Origin of the sequence: Pseudomonas entomophila, from assembly GCF_029193575.1 — a bacterium.
In the GTDB taxonomy this organism is placed as follows: Bacteria; Pseudomonadota; Gammaproteobacteria; order Pseudomonadales; family Pseudomonadaceae; genus Aquipseudomonas; species Aquipseudomonas entomophila_G.
In genome coordinates this window covers 1-24327 of sequence record NZ_JARGCS010000031.1, presented here as the reverse complement: position 1 = coordinate 24327, position 24327 = coordinate 1, and the positions used below count along the sequence as shown (strand labels likewise).

At 66.1% G+C, this 24327-nt stretch carries 28 protein-coding genes; 19 read left to right on the top strand and 9 right to left on the bottom strand.

Annotated features, from left to right (window positions below):
- Positions 1 to 89 precede the first annotated feature (89 nt).
- The 17 genes from ccmA (at position 90) to P0Y43_RS14160 (ending at position 12502) form a co-directional block, all read left to right on the top strand.
- Positions 90 to 722, top strand: coding sequence for a cytochrome c biogenesis heme-transporting ATPase CcmA (ccmA, locus tag P0Y43_RS14240; protein ID WP_275637893.1), 633 nt, complete (start codon positions 90 to 92; stop codon positions 720 to 722).
- Positions 719 to 1387 carry a heme exporter protein CcmB gene (gene ccmB / locus P0Y43_RS14235; RefSeq protein ID WP_275637892.1) on the top strand — a complete coding sequence of 223 codons (669 nt, stop codon included), beginning with the start codon at positions 719 to 721 and terminating at the stop codon, positions 1385 to 1387. The genes ccmA and ccmB overlap by 4 nt, the downstream gene beginning before the upstream one ends.
- Before the next feature lie 46 nt (positions 1388 to 1433).
- Positions 1434 to 2201 (top strand): heme ABC transporter permease, encoded by a 768-nt coding sequence (locus P0Y43_RS14230; RefSeq protein WP_275637891.1) that lies wholly within the window; start codon positions 1434 to 1436, stop codon positions 2199 to 2201.
- Positions 2198 to 2374 carry a heme exporter protein CcmD gene (ccmD, locus tag P0Y43_RS14225; protein WP_275637890.1) on the top strand — a complete coding sequence of 59 codons (177 nt, stop codon included), beginning with the start codon at positions 2198 to 2200 and terminating at the stop codon, positions 2372 to 2374. Before P0Y43_RS14230 ends, ccmD begins: the two co-directional genes overlap by 4 nt.
- Positions 2371 to 2823 carry a cytochrome c maturation protein CcmE gene (ccmE, locus tag P0Y43_RS14220; protein WP_275637889.1) on the top strand — a complete coding sequence of 151 codons (453 nt, stop codon included), beginning with the start codon at positions 2371 to 2373 and terminating at the stop codon, positions 2821 to 2823. Before ccmD ends, ccmE begins: the two co-directional genes overlap by 4 nt.
- An 11-nt stretch (positions 2824 to 2834) precedes the next feature.
- Positions 2835 to 4808, top strand: a complete 1974-nt coding sequence (locus P0Y43_RS14215) for a heme lyase CcmF/NrfE family subunit (RefSeq protein ID WP_275637974.1) — start codon at positions 2835 to 2837, stop codon at positions 4806 to 4808.
- Positions 4805 to 5341 (top strand): DsbE family thiol:disulfide interchange protein, encoded by a 537-nt coding sequence (locus P0Y43_RS14210; RefSeq protein ID WP_275637888.1) that lies wholly within the window; start codon positions 4805 to 4807, stop codon positions 5339 to 5341. The genes P0Y43_RS14215 and P0Y43_RS14210 overlap by 4 nt, the downstream gene beginning before the upstream one ends.
- Complete coding sequence (locus tag P0Y43_RS14205) at positions 5338 to 5814, top strand: cytochrome c-type biogenesis protein (RefSeq protein WP_275637887.1); 477 nt, start codon at positions 5338 to 5340, stop codon at positions 5812 to 5814. The genes P0Y43_RS14210 and P0Y43_RS14205 overlap by 4 nt, the downstream gene beginning before the upstream one ends.
- A complete protein-coding gene (gene ccmI, locus P0Y43_RS14200; protein ID WP_275637886.1) occupies positions 5807 to 6991 on the top strand; it encodes a c-type cytochrome biogenesis protein CcmI in 1185 nt (394 codons plus the stop codon). The genes P0Y43_RS14205 and ccmI overlap by 8 nt, the downstream gene beginning before the upstream one ends.
- Before the next feature lie 13 nt (positions 6992 to 7004).
- Positions 7005 to 7424, top strand: a complete 420-nt coding sequence (locus P0Y43_RS14195; RefSeq protein WP_275637885.1) for a hypothetical protein — start codon at positions 7005 to 7007, stop codon at positions 7422 to 7424.
- 67 nt (positions 7425 to 7491) lie between these two features.
- Positions 7492 to 8430: a 2-hydroxyacid dehydrogenase gene (locus P0Y43_RS14190; protein ID WP_275637884.1), complete on the top strand. Its 939-nt coding sequence runs from the start codon at positions 7492 to 7494 to the stop codon at positions 8428 to 8430.
- 28 nt (positions 8431 to 8458) lie between these two features.
- The gene (locus P0Y43_RS14185; protein ID WP_275637883.1) at positions 8459 to 9247 is read left to right on the top strand and encodes a PhzF family phenazine biosynthesis protein; all 789 of its coding nucleotides are present in this window, start codon (positions 8459 to 8461) and stop codon (positions 9245 to 9247) included.
- 438 nt (positions 9248 to 9685) lie between these two features.
- Positions 9686 to 9994, top strand: coding sequence for a hypothetical protein (locus P0Y43_RS14180; protein WP_275637882.1), 309 nt, complete (start codon positions 9686 to 9688; stop codon positions 9992 to 9994).
- Positions 9995 to 10441: 447 nt separating this feature from the next.
- Complete coding sequence (locus P0Y43_RS14175) at positions 10442 to 10750, top strand: hypothetical protein (protein WP_275637881.1); 309 nt, start codon at positions 10442 to 10444, stop codon at positions 10748 to 10750.
- A 98-nt stretch (positions 10751 to 10848) separates the two neighbouring features.
- Complete coding sequence (locus tag P0Y43_RS14170) at positions 10849 to 11256, top strand: GFA family protein (RefSeq protein WP_275637880.1); 408 nt, start codon at positions 10849 to 10851, stop codon at positions 11254 to 11256.
- A 69-nt stretch (positions 11257 to 11325) separates the two neighbouring features.
- Positions 11326 to 11664 carry an FKBP-type peptidyl-prolyl cis-trans isomerase gene (locus P0Y43_RS14165; RefSeq protein ID WP_275637879.1) on the top strand — a complete coding sequence of 113 codons (339 nt, stop codon included), beginning with the start codon at positions 11326 to 11328 and terminating at the stop codon, positions 11662 to 11664.
- Between the two features lie 178 nt (positions 11665 to 11842).
- Positions 11843 to 12502 (top strand): histidine phosphatase family protein, encoded by a 660-nt coding sequence (locus P0Y43_RS14160; RefSeq protein WP_275637878.1) that lies wholly within the window; start codon positions 11843 to 11845, stop codon positions 12500 to 12502.
- A gap of 61 nt (positions 12503 to 12563) precedes the next feature.
- Here P0Y43_RS14160 and P0Y43_RS14155 read toward each other — a convergent pair whose 3' ends face one another.
- The 3 genes from P0Y43_RS14155 to P0Y43_RS14145 form a co-directional block, all read right to left on the bottom strand.
- Positions 12564 to 13292 (bottom strand): aspartate/glutamate racemase family protein, encoded by a 729-nt coding sequence (locus P0Y43_RS14155; RefSeq protein WP_275637877.1) that lies wholly within the window; start codon positions 13290 to 13292, stop codon positions 12564 to 12566.
- A 17-nt stretch (positions 13293 to 13309) separates the two neighbouring features.
- Positions 13310 to 14845 (bottom strand): NCS1 family nucleobase:cation symporter-1, encoded by a 1536-nt coding sequence (locus P0Y43_RS14150; protein WP_275637876.1) that lies wholly within the window; start codon positions 14843 to 14845, stop codon positions 13310 to 13312.
- 555 nt (positions 14846 to 15400) lie between these two features.
- Complete coding sequence (locus P0Y43_RS14145) at positions 15401 to 15838, bottom strand: Lrp/AsnC family transcriptional regulator (RefSeq protein WP_275637875.1); 438 nt, start codon at positions 15836 to 15838, stop codon at positions 15401 to 15403.
- 133 nt (positions 15839 to 15971) lie between these two features.
- On the opposite strand from P0Y43_RS14145, the gene P0Y43_RS14140 reads away from it, so the two are divergent.
- Both P0Y43_RS14140 and P0Y43_RS14135 read left to right on the top strand, forming a co-directional pair.
- The gene (locus tag P0Y43_RS14140; RefSeq protein WP_275637874.1) at positions 15972 to 16874 is read left to right on the top strand and encodes a DMT family transporter; all 903 of its coding nucleotides are present in this window, start codon (positions 15972 to 15974) and stop codon (positions 16872 to 16874) included.
- Positions 16875 to 16904: 30 nt separating this feature from the next.
- A complete protein-coding gene (locus P0Y43_RS14135) occupies positions 16905 to 17834 on the top strand; it encodes a class I SAM-dependent methyltransferase (RefSeq protein ID WP_275637873.1) in 930 nt (309 codons plus the stop codon).
- Positions 17835 to 17933: 99 nt separating this feature from the next.
- Here the strand turns inward: P0Y43_RS14135 and P0Y43_RS14130 are convergent, their stop codons facing one another.
- From P0Y43_RS14130 to P0Y43_RS14105, 6 genes are all read right to left on the bottom strand, one after another.
- Entirely contained in the window at positions 17934 to 18932 is a 999-nt protein-coding gene (locus tag P0Y43_RS14130; RefSeq protein WP_275637872.1) for a sulfate ABC transporter substrate-binding protein, read from the bottom strand.
- Between the two features lie 124 nt (positions 18933 to 19056).
- Positions 19057 to 19887, bottom strand: coding sequence for an ion transporter (locus P0Y43_RS14125; protein ID WP_275637871.1), 831 nt, complete (start codon positions 19885 to 19887; stop codon positions 19057 to 19059).
- 44 nt (positions 19888 to 19931) lie between these two features.
- Positions 19932 to 20807: an urea transporter gene (locus P0Y43_RS14120; RefSeq protein WP_275637870.1), complete on the bottom strand. Its 876-nt coding sequence runs from the start codon at positions 20805 to 20807 to the stop codon at positions 19932 to 19934.
- A gap of 125 nt (positions 20808 to 20932) precedes the next feature.
- A complete protein-coding gene (pyk, locus tag P0Y43_RS14115) occupies positions 20933 to 22348 on the bottom strand; it encodes a pyruvate kinase (protein ID WP_275637869.1) in 1416 nt (471 codons plus the stop codon).
- Positions 22345 to 23619 carry a glycerate kinase type-2 family protein gene (locus P0Y43_RS14110; protein WP_275637868.1) on the bottom strand — a complete coding sequence of 425 codons (1275 nt, stop codon included), beginning with the start codon at positions 23617 to 23619 and terminating at the stop codon, positions 22345 to 22347. Before P0Y43_RS14110 ends, pyk begins: the two co-directional genes overlap by 4 nt.
- A gap of 155 nt (positions 23620 to 23774) precedes the next feature.
- The coding region (locus tag P0Y43_RS14105) for an NAD-binding protein (RefSeq protein ID WP_275637867.1) at positions 23775 to 24327 on the bottom strand (553 nt) is incomplete at its 5' end.

Below are 24327 nucleotides of genomic sequence, written 5' to 3'. Positions count from 1 at the left end.
ACGGGTGGGGGCGACTTGAGACATCGGGTGTGATCGGTGACCCTATCGCGGGGCCACCGAACGCCACCCTCACTGCATAAGGCGAAACCGTGACCCTCCACCTCCAAGCCGCGGGCCTGGCCTGCGAGCGCGACTGGCGATTGCTCTTCGAGCACCTGCACTTCGAGCTGCGCCCCGGCGACATGCTCCAGGTCAGCGGCCCCAACGGCAGCGGCAAGACCAGCCTGCTGCGCCTGCTGGCCGGGTTGATGCAACCGACGGCCGGGCAGATCCTGCTTGGCGGCCAGCCGCTGGGCGAACAACGCCACGCCTTGGCCAGCATCCTGCTGTGGATCGGCCACGCCGCCGGCATCAAGGACCTGCTCAGCGCCGAGGAGAACCTCGCCTGGCTTTGCGCCCTGCATCGGCCGGCCACGCGCGAGGCGATCTGGCGCGCGCTGGCGGCCGTGGGCCTGCGCGGCTTCGAGGACGTACCCTGCCACACCCTCTCCGCCGGCCAACAGCGCCGTGTCGCCCTGGCCCGGTTGTACCTCGACAGCCCGCCGCTGTGGATCCTCGACGAGCCCTTCACCGCCCTCGACAAGCAAGGCGTGGCCCAGCTCGAAGCGCACCTGGCCGCCCACTGCGAGCAGGGTGGCACCGTGGTGCTGACCACGCACCATCACCTTGAGCGCCGGCCGTCGGGCTACCGTGAACTGAACCTGGGGCAGTGGGCCGCATGAGCGTATTCCTCCTGTTGTTGCGCCGCGAAGCGCGCTTGCTGTTCCGCCGCCCCGCCGAGCTGGCCAACCCGTTGGTGTTCTTCGCCATCGTGGTCGCGCTGTTCCCGCTGGCGGTCGGCCCCGAAACGCAATTGTTGCAAACCTTGTCGCCCGGACTGGTCTGGGTCGCGGCTTTGCTGGCCGTGCTGTTGTCGCTGGACGGCCTGTTCCGCAGCGACTTCGAGGACGGTTCGCTGGAGCAATGGGTGCTGTCACCGCACCCGCTGGCGCTGCTGGTGCTGGCCAAGGTGCTGGCGCACTGGATATTTTCCGGGCTGGCGCTGGTATTGTTGGCGCCACTGCTGGCCCTGATGCTCGGCCTGCCCGCCGCCTGCCTGCCGGTGCTGCTCGCTTCGCTGCTGCTGGGCACGCCGGTGCTGAGCCTGCTCGGCGCGGTGGGCGCGGCACTGACCGTCGGGCTCAAGCGCGGTGGCCTGCTGCTGGCGTTGTTGATCCTGCCGTTGTATATCCCAGTATTGATCCTGGGCAGTGGCGCGTTGCAGGCGGCGTTGCAGAATATGCCGGCCACCGGCCACCTGCTGTGGCTGGCGAGCCTGACGGCCCTGGCCATCACCCTGGCACCCTTTGCGATCGCGGCCGGCCTGAAGATCAGCGTCGGCGAATAACGAGTCCCGGGCTTTCAAGCCCGGCCAATACCCTGGATGTACCCTGATGAAAATAAGCTGGACGTGGTTCCACAAACTGGGTTCCCCCAAATGGTTCTATGCCATCAGTGGCCGCATGCTGCCGTGGTTGACCGTCTCCGCCATCCTCCTGCTGCTGGCTGGCGTCACCTGGGGCCTGGCCTTCGTGCCGCAGGACTACCAGCAGGGCAACAGCTTCCGCATCATCTACATCCACGTGCCAGCGGCCATGCTGGCGCAGTCGTGCTACGTGCTGCTGGCGGTGGCCGGGGTGGTGGGGCTGGTGTGGAAGATGAAACTGGCCGACGTCGCCCTGCAATGCGCCGCGCCCATCGGCGCCTGGATGACCGCTGTGGCGCTGGTCACCGGGGCCATCTGGGGCAAGCCGACCTGGGGTAGCTGGTGGGTATGGGACGCGCGCCTCACCTCGATGCTGATCCTGCTGTTCCTGTACTTCGGCATCATCGCCCTGGGCCAGGCCATCAGTAACCGCGACAGCGCAGCCAAGGCCTGCGCGGTGCTGGCGATTGTCGGCGTGGTCAACATCCCGATCATCAAGTACTCGGTGGAGTGGTGGAACACCCTGCACCAGGGCGCGACCTTCACCCTCACCGAAAAACCCGCCATGCCCGCCGAGATGTGGCTGCCGCTGCTGCTCACGGTGCTGGGCTTCTATTGCTTCTTCGGCGCCGTGCTGCTGCTGCGCATGCGCCTCGAAGTGCTCAAGCGCGAGGCGCGCGCCAGTTGGGTCAGGGATGAAGTGATCAACAGCCTGGGCCAGGAGACCGCGCGATGAGTTTCGCCTCCTTCAGTGATTTCCTCGCCATGGGCCACCATGGCCTGTACGTGTGGTCGGCGTACGGCATTTGCCTCGCGGTGCTGGCGATCAATGTCGCCCAGCCGCTGCTCGCCCGCCGCCGCTACCTGCAAGAAGAGGCGCGTCGCCTGCGCCGGGAGAACAACCAGTGAATCCGCAGCGCAAGAAACGCCTGTTGCTCATCCTCGGCCTGCTGGTCGGGGTCGGGGTTGCCGTCGGCTTTGCCCTGACCGCCTTGCAGCAGAACATCAACCTGTTCTATACCCCGACCCAGATCGCCAGCGGCGAGGCGCCGCTGGATACCCGCATCCGCGCCGGCGGCATGGTCGAGAAGGGCTCGGTGCAACGCTCCGCCGACTCGCTGGACGTGCGCTTCGTGGTCACTGACTTCAACAAGTCGGTGCCGATCACCTACCGCGGCATCCTCCCCGACCTGTTCCGCGAAGGGCAGGGCATCGTCGCCCTGGGCAAGCTCAACGCCGACGGCGTGGTGGTGGCCGACGAGGTGCTGGCCAAGCACGATGAGAAATACATGCCGCCTGAAGTGACCAAGGCGCTCAAGGAAAGCGGCCAGGCCGCCAACGGCGAGGCCAAGCCATGAATGCGGCGCTGGTGATCCCCGAACTGGGGCAACTGTCGATGATCCTGGCGATCTGCTTCGCCGTGGTGCAGGCCACGGTGCCGCTGCTCGGCGCCTGGCGCGGCGACCGCCTGTGGATGGGCCTGGCGCGCCCGGCGGCGTGGGGGCAGTTCGCCTTCCTGGCTTTCGCCTTCGCCTGCCTGACCCACGCCTTCATGACCGACAACTTCTCGGTCGCCTACGTGGCCCACAACTCCAACACGGCGTTGCCCTGGTACTACAAGTTCAGCGCCGTGTGGGGCGCCCACGAGGGCTCGCTGCTGCTTTGGGCGCTGATCCTCGGTGCCTGGACCTTCGCCGTATCGGTGTTCTCGCGGCAGTTGCCGCAGGTGATGCTGGCGCGGGTGCTGGCGGTGATGGGCATGATCAGCGTGGGCTTCCTGTCGTTCCTGATCATCACCTCCAACCCCTTCCAGCGCCTGCTGCCGCAGGTGCCGGGCGATGGCCGCGACCTTAACCCGCTGCTGCAGGACTTCGGCCTGATCGTCCACCCGCCGATGCTCTACATGGGCTACGTGGGCTTCTCGGTGGCCTTCGCCTTCGCCATCGCCGCCTTGCTCGGCGGGCGCCTGGACGCCGCCTGGGCGCGCTGGTCGCGGCCCTGGACCATCGTCGCCTGGGCCTTCCTCGGCATCGGCATCACCCTGGGCTCGTGGTGGGCCTACTACGAACTCGGCTGGGGTGGCTGGTGGTTCTGGGACCCGGTGGAAAACGCCTCGTTCATGCCCTGGCTGGTGGGCACCGCGCTGATCCACTCGCTGGCGGTCACCGAGAAGCGCGGGGTGTTCAAGAGCTGGACCGTGCTGCTGGCCATCGCCGCGTTCTCCCTGAGCCTGCTCGGGACCTTCCTGGTCCGCTCCGGCGTGCTGACCTCGGTGCACGCCTTCGCCGCCGACCCGTCGCGCGGTGTGTTCATCCTGATCTTCCTGCTGTTCGTGGTCGGCGGCTCGCTGACCCTGTTCGCCCTGCGCGCGCCAGTGGTCAAGAGCCAGGTGGGCTTCGCCCTGTGGTCCCGCGAGACGTTGCTGCTGGCCAATAACCTGGTGCTGGTGGTGGCTGCCTCGATGATCCTGCTCGGCACCCTCTACCCGCTGGTGCTCGATGCCCTGACCGGCGCCAAGCTGTCGGTCGGCCCGCCGTACTTCGATGCCCTGTTCCTGCCGCTGATGGCGCTGCTGATGGTGGTGATGGCGATCGGCGTGCTGGTGCGCTGGAAAGACACCCCCGGCAAGTGGCTGGCCGGCATGCTCACCCCGGTGCTGATCGGCAGCGCGATCCTCGCGCCGCTGGCCGGGTTCCTGGTCGACGACTTCGACTGGCCGGCACTGAGCGTGTTCGCCCTGGCCGCCTGGGTGGTGCTGGGCGGGCTGCGCGACATCCTCGACAAGACCCGCCACAAGGGCCTGCGCCAAGGCCTGCGCGGCCTGCACCGCAGTTACTGGGGCATGCACCTGGCGCACCTGGGCCTGGCGGTGTGCGCCCTGGGCGTGGTGCTGTCGAGCAACAACAGCGCCGAGCGCGACCTGCGCATGGCCCCCGGCGAGAGCGTCGAACTGGGCGGCTACCACTTCCTCTTCGAAGGCGCCCAGCACTTCGAAGGCCCGAACTTCATCTCCGACAAGGGCACCGTTCGCGTTTCCCGCGAGGGCCGCGAGGTCACCGTGCTGCACCCGGAGAAGCGCCTGTACACCGTGCAGCAGTCGATGATGACCGAGGCTGGCATCGATGCCGGCTTCACCCGCGACCTCTACGTGGCCCTCGGCGAGCCGTTGGAGAATGGCGCCTGGGCGGTGCGGGTACATATCAAGCCATATGTCCGCTGGATCTGGCTGGGCGGTCTGCTGACCGCACTCGGCGGGTTGCTGGCGGCTTTCGACCGGCGCTACCGCGTCAAGGTCAAGGCCCGGGTGCGTGATGTCCTGGGCATGTCTGGAGCGACTGCATGAAGCGTTGGATCCTGCTGTTGCCATTGGCGCTGTTCCTGCTGATGGCGGTTTTCCTCTACAAGGGGCTGTTCCTCAAGCCCGACGAGTTGCCCTCGGCGATGATCGGCAAGCCGTTCCCGGCCTTCTCCCTGCCTGAAGTGCAGGGCGAGCGCACCCTGACCCAGGCCGACCTGCTCGGCCGGCCGGCGCTGGTCAACGTGTGGGGCACCTGGTGCCCGTCGTGCAAGGTCGAGCACCCCTACCTCAACCAACTGGCCCAGCAGGGCGTGGTGATCCACGGCATCAACTACAAGGACGACAACGCCGCCGCGCTGAAGTGGCTGGCCGACTTCCACAACCCCTACCAGCTGAACATCTACGACGCGCAGGGCACTCTGGGCCTGGACCTGGGCGTTTACGGCGCGCCGGAGACCTTCCTGGTCGATGCCCAGGGCATCATCCGCTACAAGCACGTGGGCGTGGTCGATGCCACGGTCTGGCGCGAGCAACTGGCGCCGCTGTACCAGGGCCTGGTCGACGAGGCCCAGCCATGAGGCGCTGGCTGGCAGCCGCTGTGCTGGGCATCAGCCTGGCCGGCGTGGCCAAGGCGGCCATCGACACCTACCAGTTCCGCGACGACGCCGAGCGCGAGCGCTACCAGCAGTTGACCAAGGAACTGCGCTGCCCCAAGTGCCAGAACCAGGACATCGCCGACTCCAACGCGCCCATCGCTGCCGACCTGCGCCGCGAAATCTTCCGCATGCTCGGCGAGGGCAAGAGCAACCAGCAGATCGTCGACTTCATGGTCGATCGCTATGGCGACTTCGTGCGCTACAAGCCGGCGCTCAGCGGGCGCACCTGGTTGCTCTGGTTCGGCCCGGGGATCCTCCTGGCGGGTGGCTTCGTGGTGCTGGCGGTGATCGTCCGGCGCCGTCGTGGCCCAGGCCAGGCGGCCTCCACCGAACTGTCCACCGAAGAACGCGAGCGTCTCGCCAAACTGCTGGATAAAGAACCTACCCATGATTGAATTCTGGCTTAGCGCGGGCCTGCTGTTGCTCGCCGCCCTGGCATTCCTGCTGGTCCCCATCCTGCGTGGCCGTCGCCAGCAGGCCGAAGAAGACCGCACCGCCTTGAACGTCGCCCTGTACCAGGAGCGGGTCGCCGAACTGACCGCCCAGCAGGCCGCCGGCGTGCTCGACGATGCCCAGTTGAGCAAGGGGCGCGACGAGGCGGCTCGTGAACTGCTGGCCGATACCGAAGGCGCCGATGCGCCGCGCCAGGGTCACCTGGGCAAGGCATTGCCGCTGCTGGCCGCGGTGTTGGTGCCGCTGATGGGGCTGGGGCTGTATTTGCACTTCGGCGCCGCCGACAAGGTCGCGTTGACCCATGAGTTCGCCCAGGCGCCGCAGTCGATGCAGGAGATGACCTCGCGCCTGGAGCGCGCCGTGCAGGCCCAGCCCGATTCGGCCGAAGGCCTGTACTTCCTTGGCCGCGCCTACATGGCCGACCAGCGCCCCGCGGATGCCGCCAAGGCCTTCGAACGGGCCGTGGCCCTGGCCGGTCGCCAGCCCGAACTGCTGGGCCAGTGGGCCCAGGCGCAGTACTTCGCCGCCGACAAGCAGTGGAGCCCGCAATTGCAGGCGCTCACCGACGAAGCGCTGAAGGCCGACCCCAGCGAAGTCACCAGCCTGGGCCTGCGTGGCATTGCCGCCTTCGAGGGCGAGCGCTACCAGGAGGCCATCGACTACTGGCAACGCCTGCTCGGCCAATTGCCTGAGGGCGATGCCTCGCGCGCCGCGTTGCAGGGCGGCATCGACCGCGCCGCCGACAAGCTCAAGAGCGCCGGTGGCAAGCCGGTCGAGCTGGCCAGGCTGAAGGTGCGGGTGGAACTGGCCGCAGCGCTCAAGGACAAGGTCAAGCCCGACGACACGGTGTTTATCTTCGCCCGTGCCAGCAATGGCCCGCCCATGCCCGTCGCGGCCAAGCGCGTGACCGTGGCGCAGTTGCCGATCGAGGTGGAGCTGTCCGACGCCGATGCGATGATGCCGCAGATGAAACTGTCGGACTTCAGCGAAGTCCAACTCGTTGCACGTGTCTCCCGCGCCGGCCAGCCCACCCAGGGCGAGTGGATCGGCAAGGGCGCGCCGCTGCCTACCCGTGGCCAGGTTCTGCAAAGCCTGACCATCGACAGCCCCGACCGGTAAGAGAGCAAGCCCCATGAACAGCACCGTGCGCCTGACCCTGATCACCCTGGCCCTGGGTCTTTCCGCGTGCACGGTGCACCAGCCCGCTGAACAGCCGCTGCCACCGATCGAGACCGTGCCGCCGCGCCAGGGTCCGGTGGTCAAGCCATTGCCGGGCGGCCAGCCGGCACCGCAGCCGGGCAAGCCAGCCGCCATTCCCAAGCCGATGCCACGCACCTCCGCCAGCTTCGCGCCGCCACCGGGGGGGGCCAGCCATTGGGACCCGAAGCTTGGGGTGTATGTGCTGGAGAAGCAGCCCAACACCTTCTATCGCCAACGCACCTATTACCGCTGGAACGGCGGCTGGAGCTGGTCGCTGAGCCCCAACGGGCCATGGCAGGAGACCGACAGCAGCGGTGTGCCGGGTGGTTTGGGGCGGGCCTTCGCGCAATGAGTTTCTGGGCCCTCATGGCCCCCGACGAACTGGCATAATCCCCCTTCCCATTGATTCGGAGGGTGGCATGAGCAAGACAGTCCTGGTGCTGGTGGAAACCGTCAACGATTACCTGCCGCTGCTCGAACAGGCCGGTTACCGCCTGGTCCGCGCTCCCACCGCGCAACTGCGCGCCGACGCCATCGCCCGCCACGCCACGCATATCGATGCCGTGCTCACCCGCGGCCCGCTCGGCCTCAACGCCGCGGAAATCGCCGCATTGCCCAACTTGCAGATCATCTGCGTGATCGGCGCCGGCTACGAGCAGGTCGACCTGGCCGCCGCCGCGGCGCGTGGCATCACCGTCACCAACGGCGCCGGTGCCAACGCCGCCGCCGTCGCCGACCACACCCTGGCGCTGCTGCTGGCGCTGCTGCGTGACATCCCCCGCGCCGACGCCAGCACCCGGCGTGGCGAATGGAACCGGGTGATCAGCCCTTCGGTGAGCGGCAAGCGCCTGGGCATCGTCGGCCTCGGCGCGGTCGGCCAGGCCATCGCCAAACGTGCCGCCCAGGGTTTCGACATGCCGGTCAGCTACCACAGCCGCACGCCCCGCGAAGGGTCGCCCTACACCTGGTACGACAGCCCGCTGCACCTGGCCGAGGCGGTGGACATCCTGGTGATCGCCACCCCGGGCGGCGCGGGCACCCACCACCTGGTCGATGCGCCGGTGCTCCAGGCCCTGGGCGCCGAGGGCTACCTGGTGAATATCGCCCGCGCCAGCGTGGTCGACACCCAAGCCCTGGTGCAGGCCCTGGAGCAGGGGACCATCGCGGGCGCCGCGCTGGACGTGTTCGACGACGAACCCGCCGTGCCCGACGCCCTCAAGGCCCTGGCCAACACCGTGCTGACCCCGCACGTGGCCGGCCAATCGCCGGAGGCGGCGCGTGATACAGTCACGCTCGTGCTGCGCAACCTGCAGGCGTTCTTCGCCGGTGAAGCGGTGCTGACCCCCGTGCGTCACTGAGCCCATTTTCGCAACCAGGAGTTTTTGCATGGAGCTTGAGATCTTCCAGGTCGATGCCTTCTCGGCCGAACCCTTCGGTGGCAACCCCGCCGCGGTGATCGCTCTCGAAAGTTGGCTGCCGGACGCGCTGCTGCAGCGCATCGCCGAGGAGAACAACCTCGCCGAAACCGCTTATTTCGTGCGCAATGGCGAGACCTTCGACCTGCGCTGGTTCACCCCTGCGGTGGAAGTGGACCTGTGTGGCCACGCCACCCTGGCGTCGGCCTGGGTGCTGTTTGAGCGCTTGGGCGAGCAGGCCGAGGTATTGCGCTTCAATACCCGCAGCGGCGAGTTGCGCGTGAGCCGGGGTGCCGATGGCCTGTTGGCCATGGATTTTCCGGCCAAGCAGCCGCTGGCGGCGGACATCCCCGCGAGCCTGTTGGCGGCGCTGGGCCTGAGCGAGGCGCGGGCGTTGTACCGCACTGATGACTACGTGCTGGTGATCGACGATGCTGCGCTGATCGACACCCTGAAGCCGGATTTCGCCGCGCTGTCTGCTTTCGACGTGCGTGGCATCGCGGTGACCGCGCCGGGGCGCGGGTTCGATTTCGTCACCCGTTGGTTCGGGCCGCGCGTGGGCATCAACGAAGACCCGGTGACGGGCTCGGCGCACACCTCCCTGGCGCCGTATTGGGCCGAGCGCCTGGGCAAGCGCAGTTTGCGCTGCGAGCAGGGCGGGGCGCGCAAAGGCCAGTTGCAGTGCGAGGTGCCGGGCAATGGGCGGGTGATTATCAGCGGATATGGGGCGCTGTACATGCGGGGGACGGTGTTCCTCTGAGGTTGTTGAGGGCTGGGCGGGCCTCATCGTGGGACGAGCCCGCTCCAGGTTCGCCGCTGTCCATGAAAATGGCGCCGTACTTGTCGGAGTGGGCTTGCCCCGCGATGAGGCCCGCATAATCAGCGGAAAAATTTCAGATTTCTCCTGTTTCCTGTAGTCCATTTCCCAAATATCCTTCCAGCGCTTTTGCGTGGCCTATCTCTGCACTAGTCTCGGCGGGTCGTTGCCAAATCAACGACCGGGTGTGCAAGCTCGACCGGATACAGCGCATAGCGTCCCGAGACCTGTTCAAGGTCGTTCATGGTGGCTGTGCGCAGGAGACCTTCGGGTCTGCCGGGTTCCTGTATCCTCGGTCTTGCACACCTGCGTACAGCTGCCGCCTATTCGGGTGCAAGCGAATGACGGCAGCATTCCTAACCGATACAGGAGTGCCAAACCATGCAAAAGCCCGTCCCCGACCCGCCTCACCTCCCGAAGAAACCCCACCACGTCACCGCCAGCGCCTATTTCGGCACCTGCCACAACGCCCACCGTCCCATGTTCACCGTTCGTGCCGGCATCGAAGTCGAGGACGCTCTGGTCTGCGCCTTGGCCGCATTGAAAGCGGCCTATGAAACCAACGCCCTGGCCTTGGAACAGGCCGACGAGCCGTTGCGCAATCTGCTGACCGCCACCGAGAATTCGCTGGAGAAGGGCAGGGCGTTGACCGAGGCGGTGCTGGACGGTGTAGAGGGGCAGAGGCTGTAGGTGAGTTGGCCGACGCCGTCGCAGTTCAAGCCCGCTCCACACAGGTTCACCGCTGGCCCTAAAACCGCGGGGTACCTGTGGGAGAGGGCTTGCCTCGCGATGAGGCCCGCATAATCACCGGAAAAATTTCAGATTTCTCCTGTTTCCTGTAGTCCATTTCCCAAATATTCTCCCGGCGCTTTTGCGTGGCCTATCTCTGCACTAGTCTCGGCGGGTCGTTGCCAAATCAACGACTGGGTGTGCAAGCCCGAAGATGTAGTGTGGAGGCGTCGAATGCTTTTGACGGCCATTCCACCCGCCATGTCATGGCGGTTGTACGTGGGAGGCCTTCGGGTCTGCCGGGTTCCTACATCTCGGTCTTGCACACCTGCGTACAGCTGCCACCCCACCTCCGACGTGCAAGCGGAGATCGGCAGCGAATCCATGGCTATGTAGGAGTGCCAAACCATGCAAAAGCCCGTCCCCGACCCGCCTCACCTCCCGAAGAAACCCCACCACGTCACCGCCAGCGCCTATTTCGGCACCTGCCACAACGCCCACCGTCCCATGTTCACCGTTCGTGCCGGCATCGAAGTCGAGGACGCTCTGGTCTGCGCCTTGGCCGCATTGAAAGCGGCCTATGAAACCAACGCCCTGGCCTTGGAACAGGCCGACGAGCCGTTGCGCAATCTGCTGACCGCCACCGAGAACTCGCTGGAGAAGGGCAGGGCGTTGACCGAGGCGGTGCTCGACGGTGTAGAGGGACAGGGGCTGTAGGTGCCTGGTCGACGCCATCGCGGGCTTGTCCCGCGATGACGCCTGCGCAGCCACCGCTATACTTGCCAATCCCCCACACCCGCACGGAGCCCCCGCCCATGTCCCTGGAAAAGCAAGGCACCTGCCTCTGCGGCGCCACCCAGTTGCATGCCACCGTCGACAATACCCAGGTCAGCGCCTGCCATTGCAGCATGTGCCGCAAATGGACCGGCGGCCCGCTGCTGGTCGTCCACTGCAGCCAGCCACCGAAGATCGAGGGCCGCGCGCCGGCCGTCTACGACTCCTCCGACTGGGCCCAGCGCGCTTTCTGCGGCCAGTGCGGCACGCACCTGTACTACCGGCTCAAGGCCAATGACTTCTACGCCGTGCCGGTCGGCCTGCTCGAAGGCGACGAAGGCTGGGACTTCGACTTGCAGATATTCGTCGAGCAGAAACCGGCCTGGTACTGCTTCGCCAACCAGACCACGGAGCTCACCGGGGAGCAGGCCTTCGAGCAGCTCGGCTGACCTCGCCTTGCCAAACCTCGCGGTTCCTGCGAAAAGGGCGCCACGAAAATCCCCACTCGAGAGCCTTTCATGAGCAGCGAACTGCAAATCACCGACCTCCACGAAGGCGACGGCAAGACCGTGGTCAAGGGCGCCCTGATCACCACCCAGTACACCGGTTGGTTGGCCGATGGCAGCGAGTTCGACTCATCCTGGTCGCGCGGCAAGCCGTTCCAGTGCGTGATTGGCACCGGCCGGGTGATCAAGGGGTGGGACCAAGGCCTGATGGGCATGCGCGTGGGTGGCAAGCGCAGGTTGCAGGTGCCGGCGCACCTGGGCTATGGCGAGCGTTCGGTCGGCAGCATCCCGCCGCATTCGGACCTGACCTTCGAGATCGAGCTGCTCGAGGTACTGACACGGGATGACTGAAATTCAATTGCCAAGGGCATGACGTCATTTCGCAATATGCGTGGTCCAACATGGCTGTTGTCCAGGGAGGGTCAGCAAGGAAGAGCCCATCTGGCGGCCGGTGCCCTGCACCGGGCCGCCGTCAGGGATGCCGCTCGCGGCAGGGATGCCTTCATACCCTTTGCCGAACGAGCCGCCCATGAAGTGGATGCAATACCTGCGACGCCGTCACCTTTTCCTGACCCTCTCCCTCGCGGCGGTGTTGATACCGCTGACCTTCGAGGGTGTGCAGAGCCATGATCGCGCGGGGGATGGCACCCAGACCCTGGTGTTCCTGCGCCACGCCGAAAAACCGGGTGAAGGGCTGGGCCAATTGAACTGCCAGGGCCTGAACCGCGCCATCGACCTGGCCACCTTGCTGCCCGAGCGTTTCGGCAAGGCCGACTACGTGTTCGCCGCCAACCCTACACGGTATGTCGAGGAGGGCAGCCAGGACCTGCGCTACAGCTACATCCGCCCGTTGATGACCATCACCCCCAGTGCCATCCGCCTCGGCCTGCCGGTCAACATCGACTTCGGCGCCAACGACTACGACGACCTGGCCGACGAACTGCTGCAGGCCAAGTACCGTAACGCCACCATCTACACTGCCTGGTCCCACGGCTACCTGCCCGACCTGATCAACGCCGTGGCCGGCAAGGCCCTCGGCGAGGAAAGGGTGATCACCACGGACTGGAATGGCGATGATTTCGACACCCTGTACGTGATCACCCTGACCTGGCGTGATGGCAAGGCGAGCTTGCTCAGCCGGAATGTGCGGCAGGGGTTGGATGGCGGCGCGGTCAGTTGCCCGACCTGAAAACGCGCTGACGCCATCGCGGGGCAAACCCGCGATGGCGTCACTAGCGACGCAGCGAAACCTACCGCCCGAGCCGCATCGGCCAGCCCACCACCTTCTTGGTCCGCGGCGTGGCATAGGTACGCACCTTCGAAGTGCTCAGCCCCAGCCTCACCAGCGATTCGGCGATGGTCACCGCGGCACTGACCCCATCCACCACCGGCACCCCGGTACGCTGGCGGATCTGCTCGTCGAGCCCGGCCATGCCGCCGCACCCCAGGCAGATCACCTCGGCCTTGTCGTCACGCACCGCGCGCTCGGCCTGTTCGACGATGGCCTGCACCGCACGCTGCGGGTCCTCCTCCAGCTCCAGCACCGCCAGGCCGCTGGCGCGCACCGAGGCGCAGCGGTCGTACAGGCCGGAAAGCTTCAGGCGGTCCTCGATCAGCGGCACGGTGCGGTCCAGGGTGGTCACCACCGAGTAGGCGTGGCCCAGGTACATCGCCGTGCTGGCGGCGGCGTCGGTGATGTCCACCACCGGCACGTTCAGCAGCTCCTGCAAGCCCTCGCGGCCATGCTCGCCGTAGCCGGCCTGGATCACCGCATCGAACGGTTGGTCGTAGGCCAGCACCCGGTCCATCACGGCGATGGCGGCCAGGTAGCTTTCGAAGTTGCCTTCCACCGACTCAGCGCCGAACCATGGCGTCAGGCCGACGATCTCGGTGCCGGGCGCGGCGACGCTGCGCGCCTGCTCGGCAATGGCCTCGGTGATGGCTTCGGTGGTATTGACGTTGGCGATCAGAATACGCATCTGCACACTTTCCTTGATCAATGGCTGCTGTGGTCGACGGCGATGGCTTCGCCGCTGACGTCGAGGTACTGGCGGTTGCGCGGGGCGATCAGCAGGTACAGCGCGGCGGCGGTACCGGCGCCGATCAGCCAGGAGAACGGCGCGACGCTGTGGAAGTTCGGCACCAGGGCCAGGACGATGGCCAGCACCGCCGACGGGATGAACGCCGCCACCGCGCGCAGGTTGACGCCACGGCTGTAGTGGTAGGCGCCGTTGGGGTTCTCGCTGTACAGCTCCGGCACGTTGATGCGGCCTTTGCGCAGCAGCCAGTAGTCGGACATGATCACGCCGTACAGCGGGCCGAGCAGGGCGCCGAGCCCTGAGAGGAAATACACGATCACCAACGGGCTGTTGTACAGGTTCCACGGCAGGATCAGCACCGCCACGGTGGCGCTGATCAGCCCGGCGCGGCGGAAGTTCAGGTGGCGTGGCGCCAGGTTGCTGAGCACGAAGGCCGGGGCGACGAAGTTGGCCATGATGTTCACCGCGACGGTGACGATCAGGAAGGCCAGGCAACCCAGCACCAGGAAGGCGGTGTTGGGGATGGTGGCGACGATCTGCGTAGGGCTGTCGATGATCTGGCCGTTGATCTGGAACTGCGCCCCGCACAGCACCACGGTGATCACCGCGAACACCAGGATGTTCACCGGCAGGCCCCAGAAGTTGCCGACGCGAATGGTCTTGCGGCACGGCGAGGAGCGTGCGAAGTCGCAGAAGTTCAGCACCAGGGTGCCGTAGATCGCCAGCCACAGCGAGCCGCCGGCGAAGATGTTACGCCACATCTCGTAGCCGGTCAGGGGTTCTGCCACCGACCAGGCGATGCGCGCGTCGGTCTTGAAGTACATCCAGGCCGCCAGGCTGGCCACGGTCAGCAGGATCACCGGGCCGGCGAAGCCTTCGTAGCGGCGCACCATTTCCATGCCGTAGGCGAGGATCACCAGTTGCACGATCCAGATCGACACGAAGCACACCCAGCCCAGGCTCGACAGGCCGAGGAGGCTGTCCTGGTCATAGGCGGCCACCTGCGGCCATACGGCGGTGAGCAGCACGCGCAGCACCACCGAGGCCAGGTAGGTCTGGATGCCGAACCAGGCGATGGCGATCACCGCGCGGATCAGCGCCGGGAGCTGCGCGCCATGGATGCCGAAGGCGATGCGGCTGATCACCGGGAACGGCACGCCGGTCTTCTGCCCCATATAGCCGGACAGGTTCATGAAGAAGTACACCAGCGCCGCGCCGATCGCCAGCGACAGCAGGATCTGCCAGCCGCCCAGGCCGAGGGCGAACAGGCCCATGGCGAAGGAGTAGTTGGCGATGTTGTGCACGTCGTTGGTCCACAGCGCGAAGATGCTGTAGCCACCCCAGCGCCGACCTTCCTGGCGGGTAGGGGCGAGGTCGCGGTTGTGCAGGCGTGGGCTGAGTTCGACGGCCGGCGCCTGGCCGGCAAGGGTCGTGGCGTCGGGGTGGGTGCTGGCAACGGATAGTTCAGGGGCAAGGTCGAGGCTGCTACTCATTCCGGCGGCTCCTGATGCGCGATGACTGCGATGAGGCGGGCTTGCGCACGGGCTCGCCATCTCGTGGGTGCAGGCGTTGGCATCACAGGGTTCTGGGCGCTACGGCCTGTTCTAGGCAGGCGTCGCGGGTTCTTGTGTATTTATGTTTTGTTTAAGTTGTATACAAAACATGAGCACACGAAAGCCAGTTCCATGCCAGGGGAGAAGCAATTACGGCGTGGCCATCAATATGAATCTATGTTGTTGAAAGATAAGTAATTGAAATTAGTTGAATATAAATTGACTTTAAAATCAGGTTTATTTTTTGGCGGTGCTTTTAGTTGATCAAATGGTCAGTTTTAAATAAGCGATCTGTGTAACTTAACGGGGCGTTACTGCCAAAAAGTGCACACAAAAATGGCACCTATGGTTACGTTCTTGTGTACAAAAAATAGCCGACAGGGATACCGTCGACGCCATCGCGGGGCAAGTCCGCTCCTACAGGTACCGCGCCGTGCTCAGGGCCAGCGGTGAACCTGTTGAGGGCTTGTCCCGCGATAGGGCCGGTTGCAGACCTCACCCCATCGGCGGCAACCGGCGCTTAACCGGGGTCTTCTTGATGATCGCCGTATTGGTCTCGGCCAAGGTGTTCAAGCGGTCCAGCAACGTGTCCAATTGCTCCATGGAGCGCACATGCAGCCGTGCGATGAAGCAGTCCTCACCGGTGACCTTGTCACACTCGGTGAACTCGGGAATCGCCACGATCTGCCGCTCCACCTCCTGCAACTGCCCTGGCAGCGGGCGTATGCGCACGATGGCCTGCAACTGGTAGCCAAAGCAGCGCGGGTCCACCTCCACCGTATAGCCGCGCAGCACGCCGCGTTCCTCGAGGCGCCGCAGGCGCTCGCTGACGCTGGGCGCGGACAGCCCACTGACCTGCGCCAAGGCCTTGAGCGAGCGGCGCGAGTCTTCCATCAGGGCGTTGATCAACAGTTGGTCGATGGCATCGGTCATGTCCGCCTCTTCAGGTGATTTGCCTAAGTTGCCTTGATAGTAAAGGTGAGTTGGGTATTTCGCCTTGTTTATCCGCTGGAGAGGCGGAGTTGCGGCCGCGCATACTGGCAGCCTGTTCTATGGGAGGCGTGAGATGGACAATTCACTGCGTCGCGGCTCGCTGGAAATGGTTGCCGCCATGTTGATTTCCGGGACCATCGGTTGGTTCGTGCTGGTGTCCGGGCAGCCGGTGCTGGAGGTGGTGTTCTGGCGCTGCGTGTTCGGCGCTGGCACCTTGCTGCTGGTCTGCGCGGCCATGGGCTTTCTCAAGCCTGGCGTACTGACCCGCGCCACTTTCCTGCTGGCGGTGGTCAGTGGCGTAGCCATCGTCGGCAACTGGGTGCTGCTGTTCGCCTCCTACTCACGGGCCTCGATCGCCATCGGCACGGCGGTGTACAACGTCCAGCCGTTCATGCTGGTGGGGCTGGCGGCATTGTTCCTCGGCGAGAGGATCACGCTGGCCAAGCTGAGCTGGCTGGCGCTGGCGTTCCTCGGCATGCTGGCTATCGTCAGCGCCCACGGCCAGGGGCAAGGCCGTGGCGAGGACTACCTGCTGGGTATCGCCCTGGCCCTGGGGGCGGCATTCCTCTACGCAGTGGCGGCGCTGATCATCAAGCGCCTGAGCGGCACGCCGCCGCACCTGATCGCGTTGATCCAGGTGAGCACCGGTGTGCTGCTGCTGGCGCCCTGGGTGACGCTCGGCGGCTTGCCGGGCGAGGGGCCGGCGCTGGCCAGCCTGCTGACCCTGGGCGTGGTGCATACCGGCTTGATGTACGTGCTGCTGTACAGCGCTATCCAGCGCTTGCCGACGGCACTGACCGGGGCGCTGTCGTTCATCTACCCGATCGCGGCGATCCTGGTCGACTGGGTCGCCTTCGGCCATCGTCTGGCGCCGTTGCAGTGGCTGGGGGTGGCGGCGATCCTGTTGGCAGCGGCGGGGATGCAGCAGGGGTGGTGGTTTCGTGCGAAAAAGGCGCTGGTCGGGCATAGCGGGTAGAATGCCGGTTTTTCTGCCAGCAGCCCCGTCATGACGCCACCCATCGCAACCCTCGAACAGCACCTGCTCACCGCCCTAGACCCCGCCCCCCGCGAAACCCGCCGGCTGTTCCACGGCCGCGGCCGCTGCTGGCCGGGGCTGGAGCAGGTCACCGTCGATTGGCTTGACGGCGTGCTGCTGGTGGCATTGTTCCGCGAGCCGCCCGAGGGCCAGTTGGCCGCGTTGGAGGCCATGCTCCAGGCCTTGGCCCAGCGCCCGCAATGGACCGGCCAGGCGATCTTGATCCAGCACCGCTACCTGCCCGACAGCCCCGGCCAGTGGCTGCTCGGCGAGCCCAGCCAGCAGCGTGAGGTGACCGAGGACGGCTTGAAGTACCTGCTCGACCTGGGCGTGCGCCAGAACAACGGCCTGTTCCTCGACATGCGCTATGGCCGGCGCTGGGTGCGCGAGCAGGCGCAGGGCAAGCGCGTGCTGAACCTGTTCGCCTACACCTGCGGCTTTTCGGTGGCGGCGCTTGCCGGGGGCGCCGAGCAGGTGGTCAACCTGGACATGGCCAAGTCGGCCCTGTCGCGGGGCCGCGAAAACCATCGGCTCAATGGCCACGATGCGTCGCGGGTGGCGTACCTGGGACATGAGCTGTTCAAGTCGTGGGGCAAGGTGCGCAAGTACGGGCCGTATGACCTGATCATCATCGACCCGCCGACCTTCCAGCGCGGCAGTTTCGTGCTGACCCAGGACTACGCCAAGATCCTGCGGCGCTTGCCGGAACTGTTGAGTGCGGGCGGGACGGTGCTGGCATGCGTCAACGACCCGGGGATCGGGCCGGGATTCCTGGTCGAGGGGATGGCCGAGCATGCGCCGGGGTTGGGGTTCGTCGAGCGGTTGCGCAACCCGCCGGAGTTTCCCGATGCGGACCCGGAGGGTGGGCTGAAGGCGTTGGTGTTTCGTCAGCGGGGGTGAGGTGGGTTGGGCGACCCCTATCGCGGGGCAAGCCCGCAACAGGGGTCGCACCGACACCTCAAAACGAAGAAGGGGGCGTTGAACGCCCCCTTTTCTCATTTACTTGTTGGTGTAGATCTGGTCGAACACGCCACCGTCGTTGAAGTGGGTCTTCTGCACGGTGCGCCAGTCACCGAAGGTTTTCTCCACCGACAGGAATTCAACCTTCGGGAAGCGATCGGTGTATTTGGCCAGTACCTTGGCATCGCGTGGGCGCAGGTAGTTGTTGGCGGCGATTTCCTGGGCCTCAGGCGACCACAGGTATTTCAGGTATTCCTCAGCCACCGCGCGGGTCTCTTTCTTCTCCACCACCTTGTCGACCACGCTCACCGGCGGCTCGGCCTCGGCCGACACGCTCGGGTAGACCACCTCGAACTGGTCGCGGCCGAACTCGCGGGCGATCATCTCGGCTTCGTTCTCGAAGGTCACCAGCACGTCGCCGATCTGGTTGGTCATGAAGGTGGTGGTGGCGGCGCGGCCGCCGGTGTCGAGCACCGGCGCCTGCTTGAACAGCTTGCCGACGAACTCCTTGGCCTTGTTCTCGTCACCACCCTGCTTGAGCACGTAGCCCCAGGCCGAGAGGTAGGTGTAGCGGCCGTTACCGGAGGTCTTGGGGTTGGGCACGATCACCTGCACGCCATCCTTGAGCAGGTCCGGCCAGTCTTTCAGGGCCTTGGGGTTGCCCTTGCGCACGATGAACACGGTGGCCGAGGTGAACGGCGCGCTGTTGTTCGGCAGGCGGGTCACCCAGTTGTCCGGCACCAGCTTGCCGTTGTCGACCAGGGCGTTGATGTCGGTGGCCATGTTCATGGTGATGACGTCGGCCGGCAGGCCATCGATCACCGCACGCGCCTGCTTGCTCGAACCGCCGAAGGACATCTGCACGTTGACCTTCTCGTTGTGCGCGGCTTCCCAATGCTTCTGGAACGCGGGGTTGTAGTCCTTGTAGAAGTCGCGCATCACGTCGTAGGAAACGTTGAGCAGAGTAGGGGCAGCCTGGGCCAGATTGCCCAGGGCCAGGCCGGCGGCCAGCAGCGAGGCGGTGAACAGTTTTTTCACGACGCAGTCCTTGTTCTTTGGAGGTTGGCATTTTGCCAGCGACTATAGCGGGTCGCTGGCGAGCGTTTAAAGAACAAAAAACGCTTTGTTTATACCGCTTTGGAAAATACGCCAGAGCCCGCTCCTACAGCGGAGGTTGTTTGGGGAACAGCGCATTGCCGCAGCGCGAGCAAAACGCCGCGCCATGCTCATGGTGCTTCTTCGCACAGGTCGGGCAGTCATGCTGCAACTGCTCCCCACGCAAGGCATTGGCCAGTTCTGCGGTGAAGATCCCGGTGGGCACGGCGATGATCGAATAACCGGTGATCATCACCAGCGACGACAGCACCTGCCCCAGCGGCGTCTTCGGCACGATGTCGCCGAAGCCCACGGTGGTCAGGGTGACGATGGCCCAGTAGATGCCCTTGGGAATGCTGGTGAAGCCATGCTCGGGGCCTTCGATCACGTACATCAGGGTGCCGAACACGGTCACCAGGGTCGACACGCTGACCAGGAACACGATGATCTTCTGCTTGCTGCCCTGCAACGCCGCCAGCAAGTAGTGGGCCTGCTTGAGGTAGGGGCTGAGCTTGAGCACGCGGAAGATCCGCAGCATGCGCACCACGCGGATGATCAGCAGGTACTGGGCATCGCTGTAGTACAGGGCGATGATCCCCGGCACGATCGCCAGCAGGTCGACCAGCCCATAGAAACTGAAGGCATAGCGCAAAGGCTTGGGCGAGCAGTACAGGCGGGTCAGGTACTCGACCAGGAAGATTGCCGTGAAACCCCATTCGATGCCCGCCAGCAGGCCGGCGTAGCCCTGGTGCACCTCGTCGATGCTGTCGAGGATCACCGTCACCAGGCTGGCGAGAATGGTCAGCAGGAGGATCTTGTCGAAGCGCCGGCCGGCGACGGTGTCGGTCTGGAAAACGATGACGTAGAGCCGCTCGCGCAGGCTCGAAGGGGTGTCCATGGGCTCTTTCCGTTGTGCAATGGGCTGAGCCTAGGGGGTGCCCTTCAGCTGTGCAAGCGGCGTGGGCCGCCGTGTAGCAGGCGCGGCAGGCGCGGGCCGAGGTGCAGCAGCCAGCAGGCGGCGATGAACGGCGCGGTGAGGCTGGCGACCGGCAACAGTTCGAACAGCGGCTGCAGGGCGATGGCCAGGGCGATCGCCAGCAGCGGCAGCCAGGGGCGCTTGCGCTGGGCGCTGAAGGCCAGCGCCGCCAGCGCCGCGTTGAAGCCCAGCAGCCCCAGCCAGGCGGCCTGCGCCTCGCCTGCCAGCAGCGCGACACTGCCGCCGATGGCCGAGCCCAGCAGTGCCCAGAACGCCGCGTAGCGGTTGGCGATGAACAGCCCGGCGATCACCAGTGCCCCGGCCAGCGGGTGGTCGAGCAAGAACACTTGGCCCAGCCCGCGCGCCAGGCCATGCAGCGGGTTGGCCTCGACCGGCGCGCTGGCGGCGCCAGGTTCCGCGAGCAGCAAGAGGCCCCAGCCCAGCAGCACGAAAGGCGCGGTGTAGGCCGGCAGTGACTGGCCGCCGCGCTTGCGCCAGTGGTGGGTGATGATGCTCGACAAGCCACCGGCGGCGATGATCAGCGGGGCCATGATCGCCGACCACGGCAGCACGGCGGCGATGAGGATGCCGATCAGCACGCCGTTGTAGCAATACAGCCCGGCCTGGCGGTCGCCGCGATCATAGCTGCGGCGCTGGGCCGTGAGCAGCCCGGACAACGCGCCCAGCAGGGCGCCGCCGACCAGGTCGGGTGCGGTCAGGAGGATGGCCAGCAGGCAGCACAGGCCGCACAGCGGGTTACGCTGCAGCAGCACCTGGCTGAAGCCATTGAGCAGCGCCGTGGCCCAGTCGGGGCACGGGTTGATGAAATTCTTGGTGTACATGGGCAGTCGGTAGAGGTTGATGGGGAGCGGTGGGCCTCTTTGGGCCTCGGGTTTTCCGCTGTATGTGACGCCCTCCCTCTGCAGGAGCGGGTCAAGCCCGCCCCTGCAAGGGGAAGGTGCGTGCGTTAGACCAGGGTTTCGATCCTAAGGGTATTGGTCGTCCCGGGTTTGCCGAACGGCACACCGGCGGTGATCAGCAGTGTGTCGCCACGGCTGGCCATGCCTTGCGCCTGGGCGATCTCCAGCGCGGTCGAGCAGATCTCGTCCACCTGGCGCAGGCGGTCGTTGACCACCGAGTGCACGCCCCAGGCCACGCTCAGGCGCCGGGCGGTGGCCAGGTTCGGCGTCAGGTTGAGGATCGGCGCCCCTGGCCGCTCCCGCGCCGCGCGCAGGGTCGAGGCGCCCGACTCGCTGTAGTTGACCAGCACCGCCACCGGCAGGATGCCGCTGATACGGCGGATCGCGCAGCTGATGGCATCCGACACCGTGGCCTCGGCCTTGGGCCGGCCGACGTCGAGCTGGGCCTGGTAGTCCGGGCCGTTCTCCACCTGGCGGATGATCTTGCTCATCATCTGCACGGCCTCCAGCGGGTAGTCGCCCGAGGCGGTCTCGGCCGACAGCATCACCGCATCGGCGCCTTCGGCCACGGCATTGGCCACGTCGGTGACCTCGGCGCGGGTCGGTGCCGGGGAGAAACGCATGGATTCGAGCATCTGCGTGGCCACCACCACCGGTTTGCCCAGCTGGCGGCAGGTGCCGATGATGCGCTTCTGGATCTGCGGCACGCTCTCGGCGGGCACCTCCACACCCAGGTCGCCACGGGCGACCATGATCGCGTCGGACAGCTCGGCGATCGCCTGCAACTGCTCGACCGCCGAAGGCTTCTCGATCTTGGCCATCAGGTAGGCGCGCTCACCGATCAGTTGGCGTGCCTCAAGGATGTCCTCGGGGCGCTGCACGAACGACAGCGCCACCCAGTCCACGCCCAGCTCCAGGCCGAAGGCCAGGTCGCGGCGGTCTTTCTCGGTGAGCGGGGAGAGGTCGAGTACCGCCTGCGGTACGTTCACGCCCTTGCGGTCGGACAGCTCACCGCCGGCCAGCACCTCGGTGTCGATGGCCTCGGCGTGCTTGGCGGTCACCCGCAGGCGCAGCTTGCCGTCGTCAAGCAGCAGGTCCATGCCCGGCTCCAGGGCGGCGATGATCTCCGGGTGCGGCAGGTTGACCCGGTGGTTGTCACCCGGGGTCTTGTCCAGGTCCAGGCGCAGGGCCTGGCCGCGTTGCAGCTGCACCTTGCCCTCGGCGAAACGGCCCACGCGCAGCTTCGGCCCTTGCAGGTCCATGAGAATGCCCAGCGGCTGGTTCAGCTGCTGCTCGACCTCGCGGATCCACTGGTAGCGCAGGGCGTGATCGGCGTGTTCGCCGTGGCTGAAATTGAGGCGGAAGATGTTCACCCCAGCCTCGACCAGTTGGCGGATGTCATCGATGCCTTCGATCGCGGGGCCGAGGGTGGCGAGGATCTTTACTTTTTTATCAGGCGTCATGATTGCGAAGTCTCGAGGATCAGGATGGCGCGGAAGTCGTTGACGTTGGTGCGGGTCGGTTCGGTGACGATCAACGCATCGAGCGCGGCGAAGTAGCCATAGCCGTTGTTGTCGTCCAACGCGTCGCTGGCCGACAGGCCGAGGGCTTCGGCGCGGGCGTAGCTGGTGGGGGTCATGACGGCGCCGGCGTTTTCTTCCGAGCCGTCGATGCCGTCGGTGTCACCGGCCAGGGCATACACGCCGGGCAGGCCCTTGAGGCTCTCGGTGAGGCTGAGCAGGAATTCGGCGTTGCGCCCGCCACGGCCGTTGCCGCGCACGGTCACGGTGGTCTCGCCGCCGGAGAGGATCACGCACGGCGCCTTGAGCGGCTGGCCGTGCAGCACGATCTGCCGGGCGATGCCGGCATGCACCTTGGCCACCTCGCGCGACTCGCCTTCCAGGTCGCCGAGAATCAGCGGGCTGAAGCCGGCCTGGCGGGCTTTCACCGCAGCGGCCTCCAGTGATTGCTGGGGCTTGGCGATCAGTTGGAAGTGGCTGCGGGCCAGGGCTGGGTCGCCGGCCTTGACGGTTTCCGAGGCGGGGTCGTTGAGCCAGTCGATGATCGCTTGCGGCGCCTCGATGTTGTAACGCTTGAGAATCGCCAGGGCGTCGGCCGAGGTGCTCGGGTCGGCCACGGTGGGGCCGGAGGCGATGACCGTGGCCAGGTCGCCGGGCACGTCGGAAATCGCGTAGGTGTAGACCGTGGCCGGCCAGCAGGCCTTGGCCAGGCGCCCGCCCTTGATCGCCGAGAGGTGCTTGCGCACGCAGTTCATCTCGCCGATGGTGGCGCCGGACTTGAGCAGCGCCTTGTTGATCTGCTGCTTGTCGGCCAGGGTCAGGCCGGCGGCGGGCAGCGCCAGCAGGGCCGAGCCGCCGCCGGAGAGCAGGAAGATGACACGGTCGTCTTCGGTCAGGTTGCCGACCAATGCCAGCACGCGCTTGGCCACCGCCAGGCCGGCGGCGTCGGGGACCGGGTGGGCGGCTTCGACCACCTCGATCTTCTGGCAGTTGGCGCCGTGGCCGTAGCGGGTGACCACCAGGCCCGAGACTTCGCCTTGCCAGCTTTTCTCGACCACTTCGGCCATGGCCGCGGCGGCCTTGCCGGCTCCGATGACGATGACCCGGCCGCTGCGGTCGGCGGGCAGGTAGGGTTCCAGGACCTGGCGGGGGTGGGCGGCGGCGATGGCTGTGTCGAACAGCTCGCGGAGTAGTTTTTGCGGATCGACCGACATGGCAGGCTCCCAAATGCTTGTTGTTCTGCAAAACCGAAAACGCCCCCGGAACTGCCTCCGTGCAGGCCGAACCAGGGGCGGTGTTGCTCGTGTCACCGTTGCGCCTGTGGTTGCAGGCGCATCGGTGTTGGCGTCTTCGCGGGGCTGGTGGCGAATCAGGCGTCGTCACCGCGGATCGAGAAGTTGGCCATGTGCTCCAGGCCCTTGATCAGCGCCGAGTGGTCCCAGTTGCCGCCGCCCAGCGCCACGCAGGTGCTGAACACCTGCTGGGCGTTGGAGGTGTTCGGCAGGTTGATGCCCAGTTCCTTGGCCCCTTGCAGCGCCAGGTTCAAATCCTTCTGGTGCAGGTTGATGCGGAAGCCCGGGTCGAAGGTGCCCTTGATCATGCGCTCGGCATGCACTTCGAGGATCTTCGACGAGGCGAAGCCGCCCATCAGCGCCTCGCGCACCTTGGCCGGGTCGGCGCCGTTCTTGGCGGCGAACAGCAGCGCTTCGCCAACGGCCTGGATGTTCAGGGCGACGATGATCTGGTTGGCCACCTTGGCGGTCTGGCCGTCGCCGTTGCCGCCGACGCGGGTGATGTTCTTGCCCATGGACTGGAACAGCGGCAGGGCGCGCTCGAAGGCGTTCGGGCAGCCGCCGACCATGATGCTCAGGGTCGCGGCCTTGGCGCCGACTTCGCCGCCGGAGACCGGGGCGTCGAGGTAG